This window comes from Pelagivirga sediminicola (genome assembly GCF_003072125.1).
In the GTDB taxonomy this organism is placed as follows: domain Bacteria; phylum Pseudomonadota; class Alphaproteobacteria; order Rhodobacterales; family Rhodobacteraceae; genus Roseovarius; species Roseovarius sediminicola.
This window is the reverse complement of sequence record NZ_QCYH01000008.1, coordinates 75282-88792: the sequence shown is the minus strand read 5'-3', so window position 1 is coordinate 88792 and position 13511 is coordinate 75282. Positions and strand designations below refer to the sequence as shown.

Here is a 13511-nt window from a genome sequence, read left to right as displayed (position 1 = left end):
GCAATGATGAACCGCCATACCGAAGCCCGCCTTTTGTCCTATGCCACGCCCGTCATCCTGTCTGCGATCCTGCTGGGGCTGGTGCTGCTGGCCACGTTTTTCGGCGACAAGGCGCTGGCACGCATGGCCGCCGAGACGCTGATCCGCGTCGTGCTGGTGGTCGGGCTTTGGATCTTCGTCGGCAATTCCGGCATCATCAGCTTTGGCCATGCGGGATACATGGCGATCGGGGCCTATTGCTCGGCCTGGCTGACGCTGAAGCCGCAGATGAAATCGCTCTTCCTGCCCGATCTGCCGCTGTGGCTGGCCAATGCCGAATGGCCGATGTTTCCGGCGGCGATCGTGTCGGGCCTGCTGGCGGCGCTGGTCGCGCTGTTGTCGGGTGCGGCGATCCTGCGGCTGAGCGGTATCGCGGCCTCCATCGCCACCTTCGCGTTCCTTGCCATCGTCAACACCGTCTATTCCAACTGGGAGGGCGTCACCGGCGCCACCTCCTCGGTCGTCGGGCTGGAGCGGTATGTGGATCAGTGGACGGCGCTCGGCTGGGCCGTGGCCGCCGTTTTCGCGGCCAGCCTTTACGCCAATTCCGCCTCCGGCCTTGCCCTGCGCGCCACGCGCGAGGATGAGGTCGCGGCGCGCGCCTCGGGCATCCATATCTATCGCCACCGGCTGCTGTCGCTGGTTGTCTCGGGGTTCTTCACCGGCATCGCGGGCGTTCTGCTGGGCCATTCCATCGGCGTGCTGAATCCTGACAATTTCTATCTGGGCATCACCTTCATCTCGCTCGCCATGCTGGTGGTCGGCGGCATCGGCAGCCTGTCGGGCGCGGTCACTGGCGTGCTGGTACTGTCGATCCTGATCGAGCTTCTGGTGCGCGGCGAGCAGGGCGTGAGCGTGGGCGCCGCCGAGTTCGCGCTGCCCAGCGGCACGCAGGAGATCGTGATCGGCCTCGTGATGATCGCCGTGTTGATCCTGCGGCCCGGCGGTCTGACCGCGGGCCGCGAATTCGCCCCCCGCAGTCTGGCATTTCTGCGCAACCCAAAAACCAAGCCGAAAACGGCACCCAACTGAGGAGACACCAATGAAGCATTTTCTGACCGCCGCGGCCCTTGCCATGGCCGCGATCCCCGCCGCCGCCGAGGAGGATATCACCATCGGTTTCGCCATCGCGAAATCGGGCTGGATGGAGGCATATGACACCCCCGCCGCCGCCGCCGCGCGTATCCGCATCGACGAGATCAACGCCAATGGCGGCCTTCTGGGCCGGCAGATCAAATGGGTCGAGGCCGACACCAAGACCGACCGCGCGCAATCGGCCAAGGCCGGTCTGCAACTGATCGACGAGGGAGCGGACATGATGATCGTCAGCTGCGATTACGATTTCGGCGCCCCCGCCGCGCTGTCGGCCGAAGCGGCCGGCATGAACTCGTTTTTCCTCTGCGCCGAGGACGTGAAGGCGGGCATTCAGGGCGTCGGGCCCAACAGCTTCTCCGGCTCGGTGCTGGCCGCCGTTCAGGGCGCCACCATGGCCGAGTGGAGCCATGCCGAACGCGATGCGCGCCGCGGTTATGTGTTGCTGGATACGTTCATCGAATACAACAAGGGCATCTGCCGCGGCTTTGACTGGATGTTCCCGCAACTGGAGGGCGCCGAGATCGTCGGGCGCGACACGTTCAAGAATGACGACGCCTCCATCGCCAGTCAGATCACCCGGATCAAGAGCCTGGACGCGGAGCCGGACGTGATCATGCTCTGCTCGGTCATTCCGGGCGCGGCGGCGGCGGTGCGCCAGATCCGCGCGGCGGGCATCAATTCGATCATCCTCAACGGGTCGGCCGTGGACGGCTCATACTGGCTGAACGCGGTACCGGACCTGTCGGGCTTCGTCCTGCCGGTGCAGGGCTCGATCCACGGCGACGATCCGCGCCCCGAGGCCGAGGCGTTCAACGTGGCCTTCGAGAAGGCGACAGGCGCGCGCCCGGCCAGCTCCTACGCCTATCCGGGCTATATCCTGATGGATCTGTGGGCCAAGGCGGTCGAGCGTGCGGGCACGCTTGAGGGCGCGGCAGTGACGGCCGAGCTGGAAAAGATGGACAAGGAGCCGACGGCCTTCGGCGTGCGCAGCTTCAGCCCCGAGTTGCATCACCAGAACATCGCGCCGATGCAGATCATCGAGATCACGGACGGCAAGCCCGCCGTGATCAGTGAGTGGACCATCAGCGAGCCGGTGCCGCTGGACGTGCTGCTGTCCCGCTGATCCGGCGCCCGCGCCGCGCGACCTGCGCCGCCGCCCCGAGACGGGCGGCGGTTTCAGCCGTCGGCAACCTCGCCGCGCAGCGGCAGGACCAGCCGCGCGGTCTGTCCCGCGCCGTCGGCCGCCGGCAGATCGAGCCGCCCGCCCAGCCGCTGCGCCGCGCTGGCCACGATGGCAAGGCCGAGGCCGCTGCCATCGTGCAGCGCGCCGGGCGCGCGGTAGAAACGTTCGGTGATGCGGCCCGCCTGCGCGGGCGCGATGCCCGGCCCCGCATCGGTCACGCTGATCGTGAGGGTGCCATCCTCGGCCATCGCCGATACCTGCACCGTGCCGCCCTCCGGCGAGGCGATGACGGCGTTCTCCAGCAGGTTGCGCAGCGCGGCATGCACAAGGAACGGCGTCGCCTGCAGCGTGGCGCCTTGGGTGCCTGAGGCGTCGATGCGCACGCGCCGCGCCGCTGCGGCGCTGTCCAGATCCTGGGCGATGTCCCGAACCAGCGCATGCAGATCCACCGGCGCGGCGGCGGGCGCCTGCCGCTCGACCGCGGCCAGATCCAGCAACTGGCGCACCATGCGGTCCGTGCGATCCACCGACCGCTCGATCGTGCGCAGCGCGTGGCGGCGCGTCGCGTCATCCTCGGCGATGCGGGCGATCTGCGCCTGCATCCGCAGCCCGGCCAGCGGCGTCTTCAGCTCATGCGCGGCGAAGGCGACGAAATCGCGCTCGGCGGTGCGCGCGGCCTCCACCTCGGCGAAAAGGCGGTTGAGCGCGCGGCGCACGGGCCGGATCTCGCGCGGGGCGGGGCCCTCGGGCAGGGGGCTGAGATCCTGGGGCGGACGGGCGCGCAGCCCCCGCGCCAGCCGGTCCAGCGGCTCCAGCCCGCGCGCCACGCTCAGCCAGATCAGCACAGCCAGAAACGGCAGGATCACCGCCGCCGGAACCGCAAAGCCGGTCATCACGTCGCGCACCAGCCGGTCACGCACCTCGATCGCGTCGCCCACCATGACGCGCACGCCCAGATCGGGGTTGACCGTGGTATAGACCCGCCAGAGCGCGCCATCGACCATCGCCTCGGAAAATCCGAGCGCGGCGGCGCTGGTCAACTGCGCCTCCGGCGCGCCGTCCGAACGGCCCAGAAGACCGCCCTCCAGCGACCAGACCTGACAGGATAACTGCCGCGAATAGCCCGCCTCGCCGGAGGCAGGCAGCGACAACTGGCCATCCAGCGCCGTTGCCGCGTCGATCCGCCGGTCCGCCATCAGCGACGAGACCATCGTCGCCGCCTCGCGCAGACGCGCATCCAGCACCTTCTCGACCTCGGCGCGGGTTGAATGGTTGATCCACAGCACCGCCGACAGCCACATCAGCCCCGTGGCCGCCGTCAGCAGCAGAAAAAGGCGCAGGCGCAGCGACATCAGCGGCGCTCCGGCGCAAGGCGGTAGCCAAGGCCGCGCACCGTTTCGATGTAATCGCGCCCCAGCTTGGCCCGCAGATGGTGGATATGCACCTCGACGGTGTTGCTCTCGACATCTTCCTGCCAGCCATAGAGCCGGTCCTCGATCACGGGCTTGGGCACGATGCGGCTGGGGCGCTCGATCAGCGCGTGCAGCACCGCAAATTCGCGCGGCGAGAACCGGATCGCGGCGCCGTTCATCTGCCCGGTCTGCGCCGCCGGGTCCAGCACGAGGCCATTCCAGCGGATCACCGCCGACGCGCGCCCTTCGCTGCGGCGCAGCATCGCGCGCAGCCGCGCCGACAGCTCTTCCAGATCGAAGGGCTTGCCCAGATAATCGTCCGCGCCCGCATCCAGCCCGTCGACCCTGTCGCGCGTCCGGTCGCGCGCTGTCAGCAGCAGGATCGGCGTCTGCACGCCGCGCCCGCGCAACTCGGCCAGCAGATCCAGCCCCGAGCCGTCCGGCAGCATAATGTCCAGCACGATCCCGGCAAAGTCGGACGTCTCAAGCGCGGCGCGCGCGTCCTCCAGCGTATGCACCGCCTCGGCGGTGAACCCGCCGAGGCGCAGCCCCACGGTCAGACCGTCGGCCAGAACGGCGTCATCCTCGACTATCAATATCCGCATGATGGCTCCATGAAGGGCGCGTAGGGCGCGAACCTTAAGGCCCGCTTAAGATCTGCACTCTACCCGTCTGGGATGACCGTGTTCAAACCCATTCCATGCCGCGCGATACACGCCGTTTCCGGAGGTTTACCATGAATGACATCTCCTTGGGGCCGCTGGTGATGGACGCATCGCGGCTGGCATTCGTTGCGGCAGTGGTGGTGTTCGTGCTGATCGCCGATCACTGGCGCCCGCATGCCGCGCATCGCTGGAGCTTTCGAGTGCTGATCGCGTGGGTCATCGGCGCACGGCTTGGCTTCGTGGCGGCCAATGCGGGCAGCTTTGCGGCAAACCCCTGGGACGTGCTGAAGCTGTGGCAGGGCGGGTTTTCGCTCCTTGTCGGCACCGTTGCGGCGGCGCTGGTGATCGGCGTTGCCGCCTTGCGCACGCGCCGCGCCGCGCTGCCCCTGATCGCCGGCGCGGGGGGCGCGGCGGCGGTGTTCCTTGCGCTCGGCAGCGTTCTGACCGGCGCGGCCCCGGACCGGCCCACGGGCACGTTCGAGGCGCTGCGCGGCCCCGATATCGTGCTGGAGGACATCGACCGTCCGCTGGTGCTGAACCTCTGGGCCACGTGGTGCCCGCCCTGCCGGCGCGAGATGCCGATGATGCTGGACGTCGCCGCGCAGACGGAGGCCGTGCAGTTCGTCTTTGCCAACCAAGGGGAAAGTGTCGCGCAGATCGGGCGTTTTCTGGGGGCCGGGGGGCTGGGTGCGGATCACATCGTGCTGGACCCGGCAAATGGAGCTGATGGGCACGCTGGATGCCGCCGGTCTGCCCGCGACGCTGGTTTTCGATGGCGAAGGCACCCTTGTGGCCGCCCATACCGGCGAGATATCCCGCGCCGTGCTGGAGCGCGCGATGCGTGAGGCGGGCGCCCCGCGCCATGACGTGACCGCGCGGCTGCACCCGCGGCTGACCGATCCTGTCCATAAAGGAGAAATGGATGAAACTGACCCGCAGAACCTTTGCCATGACGGGCGGCGCCGCCCTTGCCCTTGCCGCGGCGCCGCGCATCACACGCGCGCAGGATGTCACCGCCGAAGCGATCCTGTTCGATCCGGACGGCCCGGTTCTGGGCAATCCGGACGGGGATGTCACACTGGCGGAATTTTTTGATTACCAATGTCCATACTGCAAACGGGGCCATGCCGACTTGCTCGATCTTGTCGCGCAGGATGGCGGTATCCGGCTGGTGATGAAGGATTGGCCGATCTTCGGCGCCGCCTCGATCCGGGCCAGCCAGCTGTCGCTGGGATTTGCATCTCTGGGGCAATATGGCGCGGCCAATGCGGCGCTGATGGCCACGCCCGGCCGCCTGTCCGAGGCGATGATCGCGCAAACGCTGGCGGATGCGGGGCTGGATGTGTCGAAGGCCGAGACGGCGTATCGCGCGGATCAGGGCAAGTGGGACGCGTATCTTGCCCGCACGGACCGGCAGGCCAACGCGCTGCACCTGCGCGGAACGCCTGCCTATATCATCGGAAGCACGCTCTACCCCGGCGCGTTGGAACGCGCCGATCTGGAGGACGCGATCAAGACCGCGCGCAGCGGCTGAACGGCAAACGCGGCGCCGATTGGGCGCCGCGCAAGGCCGGTCCATCCGCTGGACGCGACCTTAGAACTTGTCGACCGGCAGTTTCAGATAGGCATGTCCGTCGCCTTCGGCGTCGGGCAGGCGCCCACCGCGCAGGTTGATCTGCAGCGCCGCCAGCATCCGGTCCGGCAGGGCCAGCGTCGCGTCCCGCTCCTCGCGCGTCTTGATGTAAGCGGCCTTGCCCGTGCCGGATTTCACATGCTTGTTCTGCGCCTTGTGCTGGGCGACCGTCGCCTCCCAGGCGGGCTCGTCGCGCTGGTCGGTGCCGTAATCGTGCCCAATGTAAAGGCGCGTGTCGTCCGGCAGGTTCAGGATCTGCTGAATCGATTGCCACAGCTCATCGGCCGATCCACCGGGGAAATCGGCGCGGCTGGTGCCGGCATCGGGCATCATCAGCGTGTCATGCACAAAGGCTGCATCGCCGCACACATAGGTGATCGAGCCCAGCGTATGACCCGGTGACAGCATGACGCGCACGTCAAGCTCGCCGATCCTGAACGTATCGCCATCCTCGAAGAGACGGTCGAAATCGCAGTCCACGTCGAACGCATCCGGCGTGTTGTAGATCTCGCGCCACAGCTCGGCGATCTGGCGCACCTTGGCGCCGATGGCGTTGGGCACCTCCAGCCGCTTTTGCAACTGGGCCGACGCCATCAGGTGATCGGCATGGGGGTGCGTGTCGAGGATCCAGTCGATCGTCAGACCGTTCTGACGGGCCAGGTCCAGCACCTGCTCCATGCTGTGCGTGCCGGTGCCAAAGCTCTTGGGATCGAAGTTCCAGACCACGTCGATCAGCGCGGCCTTCTTCGTGGCCGGGCAGGCGCAGATATACTGGACCGAGCCGGTATCAGGCTCGTAAATGCCCCAGACGTCGGGGCTGCCCGATCCGGTCGAGGGGGAATGGCGGGTGATTGCGTCGCGTGTCATGTGCTTGCACTCCTTCTTGCAGATCAAATGGATTTCAGGCGCCGCCCGGCGAAAACGCCGATCAGCATCATCGGCACGAAGATCAGCGTGCCGGGCGCCCCGAGGGTCAGTGCCGTCCAGGCCGGGCCGGGGCAAAAGCCGCCGATGCCCCAGCCGATCCCGAAAACGGCCGCGCCGGTCAGCAGCTTCACGTCGATCTCGCTGGCGGTGGGGATGTCGAATTTCGGCAGCAGGACCGGCGCGCTTTGCCGCCATGCCAGCCTGTAGCCGATGAATGCCGTAAGCGCGGCGCCGCCCATCACGAAGGCGAGGCTGGGATCCCAGGCGCCGAAGACATCAAGGAAATTCAGCACCTTGGCAGGATCGGCCATGCCGGACAGGATCAGCCCGATACCAAAGACAAGACCGGACAGGAAACCGAAGAAAGGCCGCATCAGACCGCCCCCCCGATGACGTGGCGCAGCACGAAAACCGTCGCTGCAGCAAAGACCAGAAACGTGATGACCGCCGCCAGCGACCGGCCCGACAGGCGCGCAAGTCCGCACACCCCGTGGCCCGACGTGCAGCCCGATCCCAGCGCCGTGCCGACGCCCACCATGAGGCCGGCGATGCCCATGGCGGGCAGGTTGCCGCTGACCGTCTGCTCGGGCATCGCGCCGCTGGCGACCAGCCACAGCAGCGGCGCCGCGATCAGCCCGGCGATGAAGGCGATGCGCCAGCCCCGGTCGTCGGACGTGGCGGCGCCTGCGGTGATCCCGGCGATACCGGCGATCCGGCCGAAAAGGGCCATGACCATGACCGCCGAAAGGCCGATCAGGATACCGCCTCCCAGCGATGCCCATGGCGTGAAATCGGTTGGGGTGATTGGCAACATGTCAGATGCCTCCTTTGTTGTCAGGTGCGGGCGCGCGGCCCCTGGTTTCATCCGGCGCGGCGGGCGATTGCAGGGCGCGGGCCGCCTCATGTTGCGACAGAAACACGCGGCCGGTCAGATCGTTCAAAAAATGCCCGCGCTTCAGGCGGTCCATGACGGGGCCCTTCACCTCGGACAGGTGCAGGCTGACGCCCATCTCGCTCAGGCGCTGGTTGATCGCCTCCAGCGATTCCAGTGCGCTGAGGTCGATCTCGTTCACCGCTGCGCAGTGCAGGATGACGTGCTCCACCGCCTTGTCGCGCGTTACGCGGTCCAGGATGTGATCCTCCAGAAACCGCGCATTGGCGAAATAAAGGCTCTCGTCCACGCGCAGGGTGACGATGGCCGGATCGGTCTGCACCTCATGGCGCAGGATGTTGCGGAAATGCTCGGTCCCCGGAATGCGGCCGACCTCGGCGATATGCGGGCGCGACGTCTTGAACAGATAGAGCAGCACCGAGATTGCAACCCCCGCGCTGACGCCCAGCTCGACCCCGAGGGCGAGGGTCACGGCGATGGTGGTGGCGACGGCGACGAAATCGGGCTTGGAATAGCTCCAGCTGCGTTTGAGGATGCTGAAATCGACCAGCCCCAGAACCGCCACGATGATCGTCGCGGCCAGCGTTGCCTTGGGCAGGTAGTAGATCAGCGGCGTCAGTGACAGCGCGGCGAGGGCAAGGCCGAAGGCGGTGAACGCGCCCGCGGCGGGCGTGCGCGCGCCCGCGTCGAAATTCACGACCGAGCGGGAAAAGCCGCCCGTCACCGGAAACCCGCCGGTAAAGGCCGCGCCCATATTGGCCGCGCCCAGCCCGATCAGCTCCTGATTGGGGCTGACGCGTTCGCGCTTCTTGGCGGCCAGCGTCTGCGCGACCGAGATCGACTCGACAAATCCGATGACCGAGATCAACAGCGCAGGCAGCAAAAGCTGCCCCACCAGGTCCGGCGAAAGATCCGGCATGGTCAGGGGCGGCAGGGCCTGCGGCACGTCGCCGACGATGGCCACGCCCCTGGCACCCAGATCAAGGCCCCAGACCGCCAGAGTGGTGGCGGCAACGGCGGCAACCGGGCCCGCCTTGGCCGCGACATCGGCAAGGCGCGGCCCAAGCCCCAGTCCGCGCAGCGCAGGCTTCAGCCCCCGGCGCACCCAGAAAAGAAACGCCGTGGCCAACCCGCCAAGGACCAGCGTCGGCAGGTTGATCTGGCCCAGATTGCCGCCAAGGCTGCGCAAGAGCTCGATCAGCGTGTCGCCGCCGCCGGAAATGCCCAGGATATGGCGCAGCTGCCCCAGCGCGATGATGATGCCCGACGCCGTGATGAACCCGGCAATCACCGGATGCGACAGGAAATTCGCCAGAAACCCCAGCCGAAAGAGGCCCATCGCCAGCAAGATGACCCCCGACAGCGCCGCCAGCGTCAGCGCGGCGGCGGCATAGCCCATGCTGCCCTGCTCGGCGACCTGCCCGAGGGCGGCCGCCGTCATAAGCGACACCACCGCCACCGGCCCGACCGCCAGCGCGCGGCTGGTCCCGAACACGGCATAAAGCAGGATCGGCGCGATCGACGCATATAGCCCCGCTTCGGGCGGCATCCCCGCCAGCAGCGCATAGGCCAGCGATTGCGGCACCAGCATGATCGTCACGATCACCGCGGCGATCAGATCGTCCGACAGCGCAGAGCGGTCATAGCTCCGGCCCCATGTCAGGATCGGGAAATATCGGGTGATGGCGTGCATGTTATCCGTCTTTTGGCGTCAGCCGTTACGATTGGTCAGCTTTGGCCGGGATGTCCGGGCTTGGCCAGCCATTCATCCCTGATGATCCGGTCGTGCGCCGGGCCGCGCGCAATGATCGTCGGCAGGATCCTTGACGATATCGCTGATCGTGTTCGCCGCCTCGTCGAGATGGGCCGAGACGTCGGGGGGTGTCAGCGATATGTTGTTAGGATAGCTCATGATCGCCTCCGGTCTTTTGAAATCACATGCGGCAGGTGCGGATGCCCAGGATCCTGTAGAGCCCGCAGAACCGCATGGCGGCTGTGGCCAGCAACACGATGCCGATCACGACGGATGCGACCGTGACCCATTCTGGCTCGAAAAAGGCGATGTTGCCGATGAAGGGCAGCGCAATCAGCACAAGGCCGAAGAAGATGCGGAAAATGCGATCCGTGGATCCGATGTTGGGGGTCATGACGATATCCTCAAGACTGGCTTTTGCGATACATACCGCCGCGCGGGGCCGCCCGTCTGTGACTTTGTCACGAACCCGGCCCGCTGCGATGTTGCGCCAGATCGGCCAGCGCCCCGGCATCGGTCAGGGTGATGGTGCCGCGCGTCTGCGTGATCCAGCCCCGGCGCTGGAATTCCTGCAACTGGCGCGAGATCACCTCGCGCGCGCTGCCCAGCTCGGCGGCGAGTTGTTGGTGCGTGGTCCGCACTTCCGTCCCGCCCTGCGCCAGCTCCTGCAACTTCTGTGCCAGCCGCAGGTCGATGCGCTGAAACGCGACCTCGTCGATCATCAGGAACAGATCGGTGATCCGCTTGGAGAAGGCGAGGAACACGAATTTGCGGAACTCGGCGGAATTGGCGACCAGATCATCGAAAACAGCCCGCGGGATGGCCGCGGCCGAAACATCCGTTTCGGCGATGCCTTCGGCCGAATAATCGTCATAGGCCAGCAGGCAGGCGGTGGTCAGAACGCAGCTTTCGCCCGCATGGATGCGGTAAAGCACGATCTCGCGCCCGCCTTCGGAGGTTTGCTGCACCCGGACCGAGCCGTCCAGCAGAAACAGCATGTTCTCGGGCGATTTGCCCGGCCCGAAGATCACCGTGCCGCGCGGCACATGCAGCACCGCGCTGCGGTCCAGCAAGATACCCTTGATGCGGTCCTCAAGGCGCGACAGGCCGGGAAAGCGGTCCACCCAGACGTTCTGAATCAAACTGTCGTCCTTTTGAAAGATATGCCTTGTGCGTGCGACCTTACGCAGGGCCGCCGCGGTTTGCAAAGCCGGGTGCGACAATGCGGGGCAACGCAAGAAATTGTAAATCCGCCCGCGTCGGGCTAGGTAGACGGTCACCGATATGCGGGGGTCAGCCATGCTCGGATCATTTGACGCGGTGCTTCTGGCGCGTATCCAGTTCGCCTTTACCGTCTCGTTCCACTTCCTGTTTCCGGCCTTCACCATTGGCCTGGCCAGTTATCTGGCGGTGCTGAACGGCTTGTGGCTGTGGACGCGCGAGCACAAGTATCTGGATCTCTTCCGCTACTGGGTCAAGATTTTCGCGATCGCCTTTGCCATGGGCGTGGTGTCGGGCATCGTCATGTCCTACCAGTTCGGCACCAACTGGTCCGTTTTCTCGGACAAGGCCGGGCCGGTGATCGGCGCGCCCATGGCCTACGAGGTGCTGTCGGCCTTTTTCCTGGAGGCCGGGTTTCTGGGCATCATGCTGTTTGGCCGCGACAAGGTGGGCGAGGGGCTGCATATGGGGGCCTGCCTTGCCGTTGCCGTGGGCACGGTCTTTTCGGCGTTCTGGATCATCAGCGTCAACAGCTGGATGCACACCCCCGTGGGGTTCGAGATCGACGCCGAGACCGGCCAGTTTCTGCCGCTGGATTTCTGGCAGATCGTGTTCAACCCGTCCTTTCCCTATCGCCTGATGCACACCGTCACGGCGGCCTACCTGACCACCGCCTTCATCGTGGGGGGCGTGGCCGCCTGGCATCTTCTGGGCCAGCGCCGCAAGAGGCAGCTGGCCAGCCCGGCGACGCGGACCATGTTCTCGATGGCGATGTGGATGGCCGCGATCGTCGCCCCGGTTCAGATATTTCTGGGCGATCTGCACGGCATCAACACGCTGGAGCATCAGCCGGTCAAGGTGATGGCGATGGAAGGACACTACGAGAGCCACGAGAATGGCGCGCCGCTCTACCTTTTCGGCATCCCCAATGACGAGACGCAACGGCTGGATTATGCGCTGGGCATCCCCAAGCTGTCGTCGCTGATCCTCAAGCATGATCTGAACGCGCCGCTGGCCGGGCTGGATACGGTGCCGGACGCCGATCAGCCGCCCGTGGCGATCGTGTTCTGGGCGTTCCGCATCATGGTCGGCCTTGGCTTTGCGATGCTGGGGATCGGGCTCTGGTCGCTCTGGGCGCGCTGGCGCGGGCGGCTTTACGCGGCGCCGTGGCTGCACCGCGCGGCGCTGGCGATGGCGCCGTCGGGCCTGATCGCCGTGCTGGCGGGCTGGGTCACGACCGAGGTGGGTCGGCAGCCCTTCACCGTCTACGGCCTCTTGCGCACCGCCGACAGCGCCGCGCCGCTGGATGCGCCCGCCGTGGGCGCCACGCTGATTGCGTTCATCGTGGTGTATTTTGCCGTGTTCGGCGCCGGCACCTATTACATACTGCGCCTGATGTCCAAGCCGCCCAGCCCGGACGAGCCGCGTCTGAAGGATGTCAGCGACGGGCCCATCCGTTCAGGGGGACGGGCCGCCGCGTATGACGATGCCCCGCAAGGCGCCCATGCCACCCGGACGAAAGGATAAGCCATGTCGCTGGTTGAAGGTTTCTCATTCGATCTGACCGTGATCTGGGCCTTCCTGATCGCGGCGGCCGTGCTGATCTACGTGATCCTCGACGGGTTCGATCTGGGCCTTGGAATGTTGTTCGCGGCCGAGCGAAAGCGCGGCGACCGGGACGTGATGATGAACTCGGTCGCGCCGGTCTGGGACGGTAACGAGACGTGGCTGGTGCTGGGCGGCGGGGGCCTGATGGCGGCGTTTCCGCTGGCCTATGCGCTGATCCTGCCCGCGCTCTACATGCCGATCATCGTCATGCTGCTGGCGCTGATCTTTCGCGGCGTTGCCTTCGAATTCCGCTGGCGGGCCGAGCGCGGCGCCGCCCGCGCGGCATGGGACGCGGCGTTCATCGGCGGCTCGGGGCTGGCGGCGCTGTGCCAGGGCATCGCTCTGGGCGCGCTGCTTCAGGGGATTCATATCGACAAGGCCGCGCGCACCTATGCGGGCGGCTGGTGGGACTGGCTGACGCCGTTTTCGGTGACCGTGGGCATCGGCGTGATGGTCGGTTACATGCTGCTGGGGGCCACGTGGCTGGTGATGAAGACCACCGGCGCGCTGCAGGAGCGGATGCGCACCCGCGCCTGGCCCCTGGGCGTCGCGACGCTGGCGTTCATCGGGGTCGTCAGCCTCTGGACCCCGTTCCTGCAGGAGGGGTATTACGCGCGCTGGTTTGCCGGCTGGCATATCGCGCTGGCCGGGGGCGTGGCGCTTGCGGTGCTGGCCATTGCGGCGCTGATGTTCCGCTCGCTGACGATCCACCGGCACGAGTACTGGCCCTTCGTCCTGGCGCTGGCGCTGTTCGCCCTGTGCTTTGTCGGGCTTGGCGTGTCGATGTTCCCCTATATCGTGCCGACCGAAGTGACCATCTGGGAGGCCGCGGCGCCCGAGCTGAGCCAGAAATTCATGCTGATCGGGGCGTCGGTCCTGCTGCCGATCATCCTGGCCTATACCGCCTATGCCTATTGGGTGTTTCGCGGCAAGGTGGATCCCGACACGGGCTATCACTGATGGCGGGCGGCAAACGCGGAACGCTCTGGCGGCGGATCGGCTGGTTCATCGCCATTTGGGCGCTGTCCGTCGCGGCGCTGGGGGTGGTGGCTTACGGCATCCGGCTGGCCATCCCCTGAGCGG

At 66.7% G+C, this 13511-nt stretch carries 16 protein-coding genes; 7 read left to right on the top strand and 9 right to left on the bottom strand.

Annotated elements, in window-relative coordinates:
• Positions 1 to 3 precede the first annotated feature (3 nt).
• Together DC366_RS13770 and DC366_RS13765 are read left to right on the top strand one after the other, a co-directional pair.
• On the top strand, positions 4 to 1071 hold the full coding sequence (locus tag DC366_RS13770; protein ID WP_108692806.1) for a branched-chain amino acid ABC transporter permease: 1068 nt from the start codon (positions 4 to 6) through the stop codon (positions 1069 to 1071).
• 10 nt (positions 1072 to 1081) lie between these two features.
• Positions 1082 to 2257, top strand: a complete 1176-nt coding sequence (locus DC366_RS13765; RefSeq protein ID WP_108692805.1) for an ABC transporter substrate-binding protein — start codon at positions 1082 to 1084, stop codon at positions 2255 to 2257.
• Positions 2258 to 2310: 53 nt separating this feature from the next.
• On the opposite strand, the gene DC366_RS13760 is transcribed toward DC366_RS13765, so the two are convergent.
• Both DC366_RS13760 and DC366_RS13755 read right to left on the bottom strand, forming a co-directional pair.
• Positions 2311 to 3669 carry an ATP-binding protein gene (locus tag DC366_RS13760; RefSeq protein ID WP_243405131.1) on the bottom strand — a complete coding sequence of 453 codons (1359 nt, stop codon included), beginning with the start codon at positions 3667 to 3669 and terminating at the stop codon, positions 2311 to 2313.
• Complete coding sequence (locus DC366_RS13755) at positions 3669 to 4334, bottom strand: response regulator (RefSeq protein ID WP_108692803.1); 666 nt, start codon at positions 4332 to 4334, stop codon at positions 3669 to 3671. Before DC366_RS13755 ends, DC366_RS13760 begins: the two co-directional genes overlap by 1 nt.
• Before the next feature lie 131 nt (positions 4335 to 4465).
• Between DC366_RS13755 and DC366_RS13750 the strand changes: the two genes are divergently transcribed.
• Together DC366_RS13750 and DC366_RS13745 are read left to right on the top strand one after the other, a co-directional pair.
• The gene (locus DC366_RS13750) at positions 4466 to 5239 is read left to right on the top strand and encodes a TlpA disulfide reductase family protein (RefSeq protein ID WP_165802916.1); all 774 of its coding nucleotides are present in this window, start codon (positions 4466 to 4468) and stop codon (positions 5237 to 5239) included.
• Positions 5240 to 5316: 77 nt separating this feature from the next.
• Positions 5317 to 5928 carry a DsbA family protein gene (locus DC366_RS13745; RefSeq protein ID WP_108692801.1) on the top strand — a complete coding sequence of 204 codons (612 nt, stop codon included), beginning with the start codon at positions 5317 to 5319 and terminating at the stop codon, positions 5926 to 5928.
• 60 nt (positions 5929 to 5988) lie between these two features.
• Here DC366_RS13745 and DC366_RS13740 read toward each other — a convergent pair whose 3' ends face one another.
• The 7 genes from DC366_RS13740 to DC366_RS13715 form a co-directional block, all read right to left on the bottom strand.
• On the bottom strand, positions 5989 to 6894 hold the full coding sequence (locus DC366_RS13740) for an MBL fold metallo-hydrolase (RefSeq protein WP_108692800.1): 906 nt from the start codon (positions 6892 to 6894) through the stop codon (positions 5989 to 5991).
• A gap of 23 nt (positions 6895 to 6917) precedes the next feature.
• On the bottom strand, positions 6918 to 7328 hold the full coding sequence (locus DC366_RS13735) for a DUF6691 family protein (RefSeq protein ID WP_108692799.1): 411 nt from the start codon (positions 7326 to 7328) through the stop codon (positions 6918 to 6920).
• Positions 7328 to 7768 (bottom strand): YeeE/YedE family protein, encoded by a 441-nt coding sequence (locus DC366_RS13730; RefSeq protein WP_108692798.1) that lies wholly within the window; start codon positions 7766 to 7768, stop codon positions 7328 to 7330. The genes DC366_RS13735 and DC366_RS13730 overlap by 1 nt, the downstream gene beginning before the upstream one ends.
• 1 nt (position 7769) lies before the next feature.
• Positions 7770 to 9539, bottom strand: a complete 1770-nt coding sequence (locus DC366_RS13725) for a SulP family inorganic anion transporter (RefSeq protein ID WP_108692797.1) — start codon at positions 9537 to 9539, stop codon at positions 7770 to 7772.
• A 72-nt stretch (positions 9540 to 9611) separates the two neighbouring features.
• Positions 9612 to 9758 carry a hypothetical protein gene (locus DC366_RS19930; RefSeq protein ID WP_165802915.1) on the bottom strand — a complete coding sequence of 49 codons (147 nt, stop codon included), beginning with the start codon at positions 9756 to 9758 and terminating at the stop codon, positions 9612 to 9614.
• Positions 9759 to 9780: 22 nt separating this feature from the next.
• A complete protein-coding gene (locus DC366_RS13720) occupies positions 9781 to 9993 on the bottom strand; it encodes a YgaP family membrane protein (protein WP_108692796.1) in 213 nt (70 codons plus the stop codon).
• A 67-nt stretch (positions 9994 to 10060) separates the two neighbouring features.
• Positions 10061 to 10738: a Crp/Fnr family transcriptional regulator gene (locus tag DC366_RS13715; RefSeq protein WP_243405137.1), complete on the bottom strand. Its 678-nt coding sequence runs from the start codon at positions 10736 to 10738 to the stop codon at positions 10061 to 10063.
• 160 nt (positions 10739 to 10898) lie between these two features.
• On the opposite strand from DC366_RS13715, the gene DC366_RS13710 reads away from it, so the two are divergent.
• The 3 genes from DC366_RS13710 to DC366_RS13700 are packed head-to-tail and all read left to right on the top strand — an operon-like array spanning position 10899 to position 13507.
• Positions 10899 to 12347 (top strand): cytochrome ubiquinol oxidase subunit I, encoded by a 1449-nt coding sequence (locus DC366_RS13710; protein WP_108692794.1) that lies wholly within the window; start codon positions 10899 to 10901, stop codon positions 12345 to 12347.
• Between the two features lie 3 nt (positions 12348 to 12350).
• Positions 12351 to 13388 carry a cytochrome d ubiquinol oxidase subunit II gene (gene cydB / locus DC366_RS13705; RefSeq protein ID WP_108692793.1) on the top strand — a complete coding sequence of 346 codons (1038 nt, stop codon included), beginning with the start codon at positions 12351 to 12353 and terminating at the stop codon, positions 13386 to 13388.
• Entirely contained in the window at positions 13388 to 13507 is a 120-nt protein-coding gene (locus DC366_RS13700; RefSeq protein ID WP_108692792.1) for a DUF2474 domain-containing protein, read from the top strand. Before cydB ends, DC366_RS13700 begins: the two co-directional genes overlap by 1 nt.
• Positions 13508 to 13511: the final 4 nt, after the last annotated feature.

What these genes read in the sequence shown, in the direction of transcription:
- DC366_RS13770 (WP_108692806.1), top strand. Translation starts at nt 4, where the DNA reads ATGATGAACCGCCATACCGAAGCCCGCCTTTTGTCCTATGCCACGCCC.
- DC366_RS13765 (WP_108692805.1), top strand. Translation starts at nt 1,082, where the DNA reads ATGAAGCATTTTCTGACCGCCGCGGCCCTTGCCATGGCCGCGATCCCC.
- DC366_RS13760 (WP_243405131.1), bottom strand. Translation starts at nt 3,669, where the DNA reads ATGTCGCTGCGCCTGCGCCTTTTTCTGCTGCTGACGGCGGCCACGGGG.
- DC366_RS13755 (WP_108692803.1), bottom strand. Translation starts at nt 4,334, where the DNA reads ATGCGGATATTGATAGTCGAGGATGACGCCGTTCTGGCCGACGGTCTG.
- DC366_RS13750 (WP_165802916.1), top strand. Translation starts at nt 4,466, where the DNA reads ATGAATGACATCTCCTTGGGGCCGCTGGTGATGGACGCATCGCGGCTG.
- DC366_RS13745 (WP_108692801.1), top strand. Translation starts at nt 5,317, where the DNA reads ATGAAACTGACCCGCAGAACCTTTGCCATGACGGGCGGCGCCGCCCTT.
- DC366_RS13740 (WP_108692800.1), bottom strand. Translation starts at nt 6,894, where the DNA reads ATGACACGCGACGCAATCACCCGCCATTCCCCCTCGACCGGATCGGGC.
- DC366_RS13735 (WP_108692799.1), bottom strand. Translation starts at nt 7,328, where the DNA reads ATGCGGCCTTTCTTCGGTTTCCTGTCCGGTCTTGTCTTTGGTATCGGG.
- DC366_RS13730 (WP_108692798.1), bottom strand. Translation starts at nt 7,768, where the DNA reads ATGTTGCCAATCACCCCAACCGATTTCACGCCATGGGCATCGCTGGGA.
- DC366_RS13725 (WP_108692797.1), bottom strand. Translation starts at nt 9,539, where the DNA reads ATGCACGCCATCACCCGATATTTCCCGATCCTGACATGGGGCCGGAGC.
- DC366_RS19930 (WP_165802915.1), bottom strand. Translation starts at nt 9,758, where the DNA reads ATGAGCTATCCTAACAACATATCGCTGACACCCCCCGACGTCTCGGCC.
- DC366_RS13720 (WP_108692796.1), bottom strand. Translation starts at nt 9,993, where the DNA reads ATGACCCCCAACATCGGATCCACGGATCGCATTTTCCGCATCTTCTTC.
- DC366_RS13710 (WP_108692794.1), top strand. Translation starts at nt 10,899, where the DNA reads ATGCTCGGATCATTTGACGCGGTGCTTCTGGCGCGTATCCAGTTCGCC.
- cydB (WP_108692793.1), top strand. Translation starts at nt 12,351, where the DNA reads ATGTCGCTGGTTGAAGGTTTCTCATTCGATCTGACCGTGATCTGGGCC.
- DC366_RS13700 (WP_108692792.1), top strand. Translation starts at nt 13,388, where the DNA reads ATGGCGGGCGGCAAACGCGGAACGCTCTGGCGGCGGATCGGCTGGTTC.